The organism is Roseibium sp. RKSG952, from assembly GCF_009711355.1.
The window spans coordinates 1-9234 of sequence record NZ_SMMF01000786.1 but is presented as its reverse complement, the minus strand read 5'-3'; the positions used below and the strand labels follow the sequence as shown (position 1 = coordinate 9234).

Here is a 9234-nt window from a genome sequence, read left to right as displayed (position 1 = left end):
ACGACTTTTACGCCGCCCGCAGCAGGACTACCCCGCCGCTATCGTGGTCGAATTTTGCACCGCCGATCTCATCACAAAATATAGGCAACCACTTCCACTTCCACCTTCGCATCAACCATCAGAGCTGATACCACCGTGGAACGGGCGGGCGGCGCGTCAGGAAAATACTCTGTGTAAATCTGGTTGAAACGCGGAAAGTCAGACTTGTCCGTGAGCCAGACGGTCGTTTTCACAACATCTTCGATACCCGCTCCAACGGCGGCGAGTACGCTCTTGATATTTGCGAAGACCTGGCGGCTTTGTTGCTCGATGTCCCCGCCGGTAAGAGTTCCATCCGGCTTGAACGGAACCTGACCGGAGAGAAAGACAAATTCACCGGCTCTGACGGCGGCCGAGAGGGGAACAGCCGGATGGGTTCCGTAGACTTGCTTGCTCATGATGTTCCTTCTTCTGCAGGTACGATTTTGGGGCGTTTTGGCGCTTTTCCCTGATCACTCAGAACAAGAATGTTGCCCAACAAAACCGCCACGGCGCCCGAAAAGAGGTAGATGTCGATGCTTAAGTTCTCAAAAAGGACTGAAAGCAACAGAGCCACCACCGGCACCACAGCTAATGTATAAGAAGCACTGGCCGGTCCGGACCGCTGCACAAGATTGAAATACATGACAAATGTGATGCAGGATGCCACCACGGCAAGATATGCCAAACCTGCGAAATAAGGCAGGGACACCGCAACGGAAAAGCTGCTGCCGCGCACAGCGGCCAGCGAAAAGGAAAAGATCGTGCCAAAAAGTGCCGCCCAGGCGATCAGCGATGTAGTCGGCATACCCGCTTTTTGATTGCGCATGGCCACCACTGTGCCACAGCCTGTGCAAGCTGCTGCAACCAGAGCCAACACAACTCCCGCCAAGGTATCCGCACCCGACGACATGACCACAATCTGCGGCAGGGCAATGACAACAAGACCGGTAATGCCTGTGATGATACCGGCAAGCATGCGCAAGGTCACAGGCGTGGACAGAAATATCCAACCGGCCAGGGCTGCAAACAAGGAGGCTGTTGAAAGAACAAGCGCCGATATTCCAGAGGTTAAAAGCGTGGTGGAATAATAAAAGGCAATGAATGCAAGACCAAAGAACAGGACACCTTGCAAGGCAACCCAAGGGCCGTCAGTCGCCCGTAAACTCAGCCCCTGCCCGCGCGCGTAACTCCAGCAGAACATGACAAGGCTGACGATCACCATTCGATAACCAACGGACACTTCCGGAGCCCCGGAGATCGACTGATGGCCTGTGACAATGGCACTGCTTCCCCACAAAACCGCAGTTGCTGCAAACAAAAACGCACCCATGCCAGCCCCCTTGCCGGAAATTACAGGTGTGCTGCCGCAACCTGCCAACTTTGAAATGTTTTGCGGACTGGCAACGCCTCTATTTGCCTTCGTCCGCCGCCCCCTTCACGCCCTGCCAGCCCCGGGCTTGAATACGCGCACTGGCGTTGTCCAGCTTGACTAAAACTGTGTCGAGAACACCAAGTTCTTTTTCCGTCAGCGCGCCCGTCAGCTCCGCATCCATGCAAGTCGCAAGATCGGAGACTTCGGAAAAAGCCGCCCAGCCGCTGTCTGACAGTTCAATCGCCGCATACCGCCGGTCGGAGCGCCCGGCCTGACGCTGCGCAAAGCCCAGCTCGACCAGCTGCTTGATGGATCTGGACACGGAAAACTGATCAACGCCGCCGGCCTGACAAATTTCCTTGGCGCTCACGCCTGGGCGGTTCGCAATGATTGCCAAGGTTCTCCAGGCAGAGCGGGACAATCCGAATTTCGGACCGTAGAACGCATTCAGCACATCAGCAATGCGAGTGGAAACCCTAAACAAGCGATAGGGCAGCCAATCTTCCAATCGCAGCAGATCACCCTCCGGTATTTGCCGCGTTTCAGAAGGACCGTTATTGCTGGAAGATTGCATATTGCAAATATATCCTCTTTAATTCACTAAGGCAACGGTCTAACCGCTTACAGCCCAATAACGAAGTTTTTAAACACACTAGGGAGACCGCAGACCACTCAATACGGGAGTTTGGCAATGCCATTTGTTGTTCACTGTATCGACCGTTTGGATGCTGGCCCCTTGCGCCAGAAGACCCGTGCAAAGCACCTAGAATACATGATCGCCCACAGCGCACATGTTGACTATGGCGGGCCTTTGCAAACCGACGACGGAACCAAGGTTGTTGGAAGCCTAATGGTTCTTTCTTTTGAAAACCGTGACGAGGTCGAGACATTTCTTGCAGCCGAACCCTATGCCCGCGCCGGACTGTTTGATAGTTTATTGGTCAACCGCTTGAGGCAAATGGTGCCGGAAAGCTCGCCGGGACTGCTTGTCCGGGAATTGGAACGCGAACGCGCGGCAGTTTGATCAAGGCAGTGCCCCGCTTGGCGCCGGGTACTGCACACTTTAAAAAAATCAGGCAAGCAGCAAACTGTCATCGGAAACCGCAGAACCTGTTGTTTGCTTGAAGAGATTGAGAAAATCGGAAACATCATAAGTCTCGCGCTCTGCACCGTGAATGTCGAGCAGGACCCGGCCGGCATTCATCATGATCGTCCGCGTACCGAATTCGAGCGAGTTACGCATGCTGTGCGTGACCATCAACGCCGTGAGCCGTTGCTCCCCGGTGATTTCTGCTGACAAGTTTAGAATCGTCGCAGCCGCCCCCGGATCCAGGGCGGCCGTATGTTCATCAAGGATGAGGATTTTCATCGGCAGCAGAGTTGCCATGAGAAGGCTGAGCGCTTGCCGCTGACCGCCAGAGAGTGTACCGGCCACGGCCCCAAGACGATCTTCCAGCCCCATTCCAAGGCGGGCCAGCTGATCGGCGATCTTGCATCGTTTGCGGGCAGTTCGCAGCGCATTGCCCAGCCCCCGTCGCCAGCCCCGGCTTGCGGCAAGGGCAAGGTTTTCTTCAACTGTCAGCGAACTGCAGGTTCCTGCTCTTGGCTCTTGAAACACCCGTCCAATCATCCCGGCCCGCTGCTCTGCAGGCCAGAAGGTCACATCATTCCCGTCGATGTAGATGTGGCCCTTATCGAGACGAACATCGCCCGCAACTGCGGATAACAGCGTCGACTTGCCGGCCCCATTGGTGCCGATCACTGTGACGAACTCGCCCTTCTCAATATCCAGATCGACCCCGCGCAGTGCCGGAACGGCAAGCGGAGTCCCGGGATTGAACGTCACAAATGCATTGCGAAAGCTCAGCATGAAGTCATCCTTTTTGAAGGTCTTGCCGAAGCGAGATCCCTCGCAATTTCGGCCATAACTTGAACCGGCTGTTCCGCCGGGCGCCCGACAAAACCACTGCGATGGTCACCACAACTGCCGTCACCAGATTGAGATCTTGCGCCTGAATGCCGAGGAAACCGGCACTGAGGGCAGCAGCAATGAAAAACCGGTAGAGAATTGCACCGATCAAACAGCCAAACGTCGCCCAAGCCACCCGGACCGAGCCGATCAACGTTTCCCCGATGATCAGGGCGGCCAACCCCGTAACGATCGTACCGATCCCCAGGGAAATGTCTGCAAGCCCCTGACTTTGAGCAAACAATGCCCCCGCCAGTCCGACCAGTGCATTGCTCAGCGTCATGCCGATCAGGGTCATGTTCCCATTGTTGACTGACTGGGCCCGGGTCATCACTGGATTTTCACCGCTGGCGCGAATGGCAAGGCCGATCTGTGTCGCCAGAAACCAGTCGACCAGAAACTTCATGGCAAGAACAACAATCAGCAGCACCGCGCATTTGGTCCATATGCCCCATCCAAGCATCGCCTCGAACGGTGTAAAAACGGTTGTTTCTCCGTAAAGCGAGATATTGGGCCGTCCCATTACACGTAAGTTGATGGAATAGAGCGCCACCATGACGAGGATCCCAGCCAGGAGATTGAGGATCTTGAGGCGGACATTAAGAAAGGCCGCCGTAAAACCTGCTCCTGCACCGGCCAATGTGCCGATCCCCGTTGCCAAAAACGGATCCACGCCCTGAACAATCGCCACTGCGGTGGCAGCCGCCCCCAAGGGAAAACTGCCATCGACGGTCAGATCCGGGAAATTCAGCACCCGGAAAGACAGATAAACGCCAAGCGCCACGAGAGAGAAAAGGAGCCCGACTTCCAAGGCTCCCGAAATTGCGAGCGCACTCATTATTCGACCACCTTCGCAGCCTTTTCCAGAATGCTGTCCGTCAGAGGTACGCCCATCGCAGCCGCTGACGTCCTGTTCAGATAAAGATCCTGCGAATCGAGTACCGCAACTGGAATTGACGCCGGGCTTTCGCCGCCCAGCACCCGGACCGCCATTTCCCCCGTTAGCCGGCCAAGTTTGTAATAGTCAAATCCAAGTGCTGCCAGCGCGCCGCGCTCAACTGAATCCGTATCGGAGGCAAATACCGGCACTTTCGCCTTCGTGCCAATATTCACCACGCTTTCAACTGCCGCTACGATAGTGCTGTCGGTCGGGATCAGGATGACATCTGCCCGGTTCGTCAGGCTTAGCGCTGCATCTCCCACCATGGCCGTCTGGGAAGCCGTGCTCAGTTCCAGATCAAATCCGTAATCGCCCAGCTCCGCTTTCAAGGCATCGACTTGCGCTACGGAATTCGCCTCTCCCGCATTGTAGATGACACCGAGTGTCTTTGCCTCAGGGATAAGCGTCCTTATCAGCTGCAATGTCGGGCCGAAGGGCTGCTTGTCGCTGGTACCAGTGATGCTTCCGCCCGGCGCTTCCACACTTTCCACTAATTTGGCGCTAACCGGATCGGTAACAGCAGAAAACAGAACCGGAATATCCCCTGCCGCGCTTTGCAGCGCTTGGGCCGACGGGGTGCTGATTGCCACAAGAAGATCCGGTTCCATACCGGCAAATTCCTTGGCGATCTGCAACTGCGTCGGCATGCTGCCCTGGGCGCTTTGGACATGCAGCGTTAACGTCTCTCCCTCCTTGAAACCACTTTCCACGAGTTGATCGACAATGCCTTTCCGCGCCGCATCAATCGCCGGGTGATCAATGATATAAGTGATGGCAACATTGGTCATTTCAGCCAATGAAACCGTGGACAATGACACCGTGGCCAAGGCGGCGGCCAAGCACACCCAGAATTTTTGACGCGACATGAGAGCTGTTCCTTTCTGTGCTTTTTTGTTTCTGATTGTCTGTTTGAAGATCCTTAGGCCGTGTGAAAGAGGATTAGGGAGCCGGGTTCGGGGCCCCGCCAGTCACCAGGGACAAGACGGCGTGAGCCTCAGGCGCGGGGCCGCCAGCGACAGGCGCAAGCATCTGAGCAGGAGGGGCGTGGCGCCGCAGCATTGCTGGATTGAGATCAGCAACAGTCCTCGCACCCATCAGGATCTGAACGACCTTGAGTTCCTCCTTCAGGACCGCCAATGCGTTGCGCACGCTTCTCTCGCCGCCTGAGGCTAGGGCATAAAGGGTGGCCCGGCCGACCTGCACCGCATCTGCCCCCAGAGCAAGCGCACGGGCAATATCAGAACCAGTGCGAAAGCCGCTATCAATGAAAAGCGTCAGATCTTCTCCGGCAGCCTTCCGAAACTCCGGCAGAATGTCGATCGAAGCAATTGCCCCGTCCAGTTGCCGTCCGCCGTGATTTGAAATGACGAGGCCATCAATACCAATTTTCAAGGCGTGCTTCACCTGACCCGGATCAAGCATCCCCTTAACGATCAAGGGCCCCTTCCAAAGATCGCGAAGCCATTTGATAGTTTCCCATTCGACTGACGGATCCAGAAGGGACTGCATGAGTTCTGCAATCGTCTCTGTCGGCTCCAGTCCCAATTCGGCTGCCATTACCTCCAGCCCCGGGGCACCGTTCCGCGCCATCTGCAAGGTCCAGGACGGATGGGCAAGGAGGCTGGCCAGTTTGCCCGGCGTCCAGCGGAACGGCAGGGAAAACCCGTTGCGCGCATCTCTGAGGCGCCGCCCGGGAATGGCATTGTCGACCGTCACCTCCAGCGCGGTGAACCCAAGATCATGCGCCTTCAGAGCCAGCCGTTTACTGACCTCCCTGTCCTTGAAGACATAGAGCTGAAACCACTTTGAACCGGCACCGGCAGCAGCAACGTCTTCCATCCTCACAGTTGCCGCAGAACTCATGACAAAGGGAATGGCCTGTGCCGCAGCCGCCCGAGCCAAATCCAGGTCCCCCCGCGGCCACGCCGCCCCGGCAAGGCCGGTTGGCCCAATAATCACCGGCATTTTATATTCATGACCAAACAACCGGACGGCCTGGCTACACTCGCTTACGTTTGCAGGGGCAGATCCCAGAAGGCGAATACGATCCAGCGCTTCGCGGTTTTCCTGCAAGGTGTTCTCGCTGCCGCTTCCCCCATCAATGAAATCAAATACAAAACGCGGCAGATGTTTGCGCGCCGCTTCCCGATAGTCGGCAATTGATTGAGGTTCGCTATTCATTTGTTTTCATGCCTCCCTAGGTCTCGGGAACGTGTCCGTTCGGCGCGGGTTTAAAATCGTGCCCGGTTGTCAAGCTGTTGTCCGCTCCCTCCAGCCACTCCAAGGACCTGGACCCGGAAGTCAAAACATCATGGCCCGTCGGATGCAGTGGCCGCTTTTCCTGAAATCGCGCGTTTCCGGCCCTCCTCCCTTGGCGCCCGGTCCGGACTTGGACAAGAACCGCTATCGTCATCGCGCACCCGTGCACCGGTCCTGTCCAGAGGGAAAACGCCCACAATGCTGTAAGAGGTGGTGTACTGATCAAGCTCACCAAGCGCTTGTCGCACAGTCGGCACATCCGGGTGGCCTTCAAATTCACAAAAAAACTGTGTGGCAACGAATTGCCCGCCAACCAGGTAACTTTCGAGTTTCGTTAAGTTGATGCCCTGCCGGGCAAATCCGCTCATGGCGCGAACCAAAGCTCCCGGTGTGTTTTTCACTTCAAAGATCAGGCTGGTCAGGAGGTTGTCTTGAGCAACATCAGGAACGACCGGCTGGGCCGCCAGGACATAGAACCTGGTCATGTTCCGAGGATTGTCGCCAATGTTCCGTTCTAAGATCGTCAACCCGTGGATGCCAGCTGCAAGTTCTGATGCGACTGCAGCCCTCGTGCGGTCCCCCGTTTTCTTGATCTGCACGGCAGCCGCTGCCGTGTTGGATGCATCAACCGGCGCCAGGCCGCGTGTTGCCAAGAAGCGTTGAACTTGTTTCAGAGCAATGGGATGAGAATGCACCTGCCGGATGTCCTTCAGTTCCCAGCCATGCGGCGCGACCAGATGCAGTTCGATGGGGATGAAAATCTCTCCGACAATCGCCAGACCACTATCAGGCAAAAGCAGATGAATATCCGGGACCCTACCCGCCAGGAGGTTTTCACATGGCAAGACTGCCGCATCAGCCTTGCCTGCCCGGACTGCGGCGATGACCTGAAAGAGGGTGTCACAGGCAATCGCTGGCACCGCCGGAAATGCACGGTTACACGCGATATGGGCAAAGGCCCCTTCCCTGCCATGGTAGATTACGGTCTGCGGGTTTAGCGCCCTGAAAGAGCCCGCCTCTGCCATCAAAACACCTTCGGAACGTACACTGCCAAAGGCACAAACCGTGCCTTTTTCCTGCGCCCCGCATTGTGGTTCTGCCCGCCCTGAAGCTGAACTGACATTGCACCGTTTTACAAATCGCCCCAGGCCAAGGCTCCAGCCCTGACTGGCATTGCGGGCTTTTGGCGGGCGAACCATTCTGGCAGACAACATGTTGCCCCCTATCCGTGCGCCGGCCGGCTTGCCGCCATCACCGTCATCGGCCACATAAGCGCCCAGCCGGAGGCCGTCTCGCTGATACTCAGATGCTCATCCGCCGCTGCAAAACAGTCCTCCGCCGAATACTCAGGCTTTGCGGAAAACAGCAGTTGCAGGAAACGGCCAATGTCTTCGCGCTTTTCAAACTCCCACGGTGTAATTTCCTCATAAAATGTGGGTTTGCCCCAACCGGTCAGGGCACACAGGCTTGCGGCGAACTCTTTTGACAAAAAAGCCACCTCATGGCCTGTATTGCAGCTTTGGGCGATGAAACTGTCGAAATAGCGGGCGAGCGTCGTGCCGCTGAAAATGTCGGCAATCACCAACCGGCCACCGGGCCTGGTCACTTGTGCAAACCTGGCAAAGGCCGAGGTCTTGTCGGTCACATGATGGATGGCTCCACGGCTCCAGATCGCATCAAAGCCGCTGAAGCCAATATCGAGCGCGTCCGCGGAAGCAGAGACGACCCGGATGTTCCCAAATTCACATTCGGTCTCCAAGCCGGAGAGCTGCTCGGTAGACGGGTCGCTGGCCACCAGCAGGCCGCTGGCGCCGAGTTCACTGGCGATGGCGCCACTAAAATAGCCGTTACCTGCGCCAACTTCCAAGATGCTTTCCCCTTCAGCAGGCTTGAGAAAACGCTTCATGCAGGCAATGTCGGACAACCACACATTCGAATAGTGAGACAGTGCATCCCGGTAATCGGAAGACCTTTTTCCGATGAATTCAATTGACTTGGCATCTGTCTTTGTATCGGCATACATCACTCGACCTCTCTGAAGTAAAAAAGATCCTTGCGTAGACGCCTGGCGCCGCGTCTTCATCCTCGATGTGTTTTGGTCTTGGAGCAGCCGTTTCGGCCGTTCGGCCTGCCTCACCGCCCGTAGATTATGATGGCCGCACCGAGTGCCGGAGCGGCAGCTGAAAGCTGTTAGGCCCGGCCTATTTCGCCTGTCTTATCCGCCCACCATCCTCCCGAGTTCACCTTGGCAGTGCTCTCTGGAAAACGTCCTATACGTAAAACTATTGTAGTGATTTAGTTGCTTGTCAATTGCATTTTACAATTATTTATTGCACTGCAAAATATTTATGCAACCGCCCGCACAAGTGTCAGTCCGGCAGGATTTCGCCAAGTGCGAAGTCGAAAACCCCAGCCAAACAGAACAAAATAACCGTTACAGAAGTGTTGGAGGGTAGCCAGCCAGAATGTTTGTCAAAAAGTCTTCACATCGCGCGAGCTGATCAAGCTCCACAAACGGGGAGCAAGAAAAGATTTGTGCTCACAGGCACGCTAAAGGCGAACGAATTGGGCGTTGTTGCATAATTTGGTTTCGTGGGGTTATTGTCAAATCTGGTGTACAAGCGGCCATCACGCGGCGGCCATATGCTTGTTTGATTGTTTGATGCCGTTTAC

General features: G+C 56.0%; 10 protein-coding genes. 1 reads left to right on the top strand and 9 read right to left on the bottom strand.

All coding sequences use genetic code 11. The features are described 5' to 3' along the window. Positions 1–71: 71 nt before the first annotated feature. From E1297_RS06760 to E1297_RS06750, 3 genes are all read right to left on the bottom strand, one after another. Positions 72–440 (bottom strand): RidA family protein, encoded by a 369-nt coding sequence (locus tag E1297_RS06760; protein WP_368669476.1) that lies wholly within the window; start codon positions 438–440, stop codon positions 72–74. Next, positions 434–1351 (bottom strand): DMT family transporter, encoded by a 918-nt coding sequence (locus E1297_RS06755; RefSeq protein WP_155135547.1) that lies wholly within the window; start codon positions 1349–1351, stop codon positions 434–436. Before E1297_RS06755 ends, E1297_RS06760 begins: the two co-directional genes overlap by 7 nt. Before the next feature lie 79 nt (positions 1352–1430). After that, positions 1431–1967, bottom strand: coding sequence for a MarR family winged helix-turn-helix transcriptional regulator (locus E1297_RS06750; RefSeq protein ID WP_155135545.1), 537 nt, complete (start codon positions 1965–1967; stop codon positions 1431–1433). A 117-nt stretch (positions 1968–2084) separates the two neighbouring features. Here E1297_RS06750 and E1297_RS06745 point away from each other — a divergent pair, with 117 nt between their 5' ends. Next, positions 2085–2417: a YciI family protein gene (locus E1297_RS06745; RefSeq protein ID WP_155135543.1), complete on the top strand. Its 333-nt coding sequence runs from the start codon at positions 2085–2087 to the stop codon at positions 2415–2417. A 48-nt stretch (positions 2418–2465) separates the two neighbouring features. On the opposite strand, the gene E1297_RS06740 is transcribed toward E1297_RS06745, so the two are convergent. The 6 genes from E1297_RS06740 to E1297_RS06715 form a co-directional block, all read right to left on the bottom strand. Beyond that, entirely contained in the window at positions 2466–3263 is a 798-nt protein-coding gene (locus E1297_RS06740; protein WP_155135541.1) for an ABC transporter ATP-binding protein, read from the bottom strand. Positions 3264–3267: 4 nt separating this feature from the next. Next, positions 3268–4200: an ABC transporter permease gene (locus tag E1297_RS06735; protein WP_155135539.1), complete on the bottom strand. Its 933-nt coding sequence runs from the start codon at positions 4198–4200 to the stop codon at positions 3268–3270. Beyond that, positions 4200–5168 (bottom strand): ABC transporter substrate-binding protein, encoded by a 969-nt coding sequence (locus E1297_RS06730; RefSeq protein WP_155135537.1) that lies wholly within the window; start codon positions 5166–5168, stop codon positions 4200–4202. The genes E1297_RS06735 and E1297_RS06730 overlap by 1 nt, the downstream gene beginning before the upstream one ends. Before the next feature lie 73 nt (positions 5169–5241). Beyond that, positions 5242–6483: an alpha-hydroxy acid oxidase gene (locus E1297_RS06725; protein ID WP_155135535.1), complete on the bottom strand. Its 1242-nt coding sequence runs from the start codon at positions 6481–6483 to the stop codon at positions 5242–5244. 128 nt (positions 6484–6611) lie between these two features. Next, positions 6612–7775: a prephenate dehydratase domain-containing protein gene (locus E1297_RS06720; RefSeq protein ID WP_155135533.1), complete on the bottom strand. Its 1164-nt coding sequence runs from the start codon at positions 7773–7775 to the stop codon at positions 6612–6614. An 8-nt stretch (positions 7776–7783) separates the two neighbouring features. Continuing rightward, positions 7784–8491 carry a class I SAM-dependent methyltransferase gene (locus E1297_RS06715; RefSeq protein ID WP_368669475.1) on the bottom strand — a complete coding sequence of 236 codons (708 nt, stop codon included), beginning with the start codon at positions 8489–8491 and terminating at the stop codon, positions 7784–7786. Positions 8492–9234: the final 743 nt, after the last annotated feature.

Coding starts and splice junctions, on each gene's coding strand:
- E1297_RS06755 (WP_155135547.1), bottom strand. CDS start 1,351: ATGGGTGCGTTTTTGTTTGCAGCAACTGCGGTTTTGTGGGGAAGCAGT.
- E1297_RS06740 (WP_155135541.1), bottom strand. CDS start 3,263: ATGCTGAGCTTTCGCAATGCATTTGTGACGTTCAATCCCGGGACTCCG.
- E1297_RS06750 (WP_155135545.1), bottom strand. CDS start 1,967: ATGCAATCTTCCAGCAATAACGGTCCTTCTGAAACGCGGCAAATACCG.
- E1297_RS06745 (WP_155135543.1), top strand. CDS start 2,085: ATGCCATTTGTTGTTCACTGTATCGACCGTTTGGATGCTGGCCCCTTG.
- E1297_RS06730 (WP_155135537.1), bottom strand. CDS start 5,168: ATGTCGCGTCAAAAATTCTGGGTGTGCTTGGCCGCCGCCTTGGCCACG.
- E1297_RS06735 (WP_155135539.1), bottom strand. CDS start 4,200: ATGAGTGCGCTCGCAATTTCGGGAGCCTTGGAAGTCGGGCTCCTTTTC.
- E1297_RS06720 (WP_155135533.1), bottom strand. CDS start 7,775: ATGTTGTCTGCCAGAATGGTTCGCCCGCCAAAAGCCCGCAATGCCAGT.
- E1297_RS06725 (WP_155135535.1), bottom strand. CDS start 6,483: ATGAATAGCGAACCTCAATCAATTGCCGACTATCGGGAAGCGGCGCGC.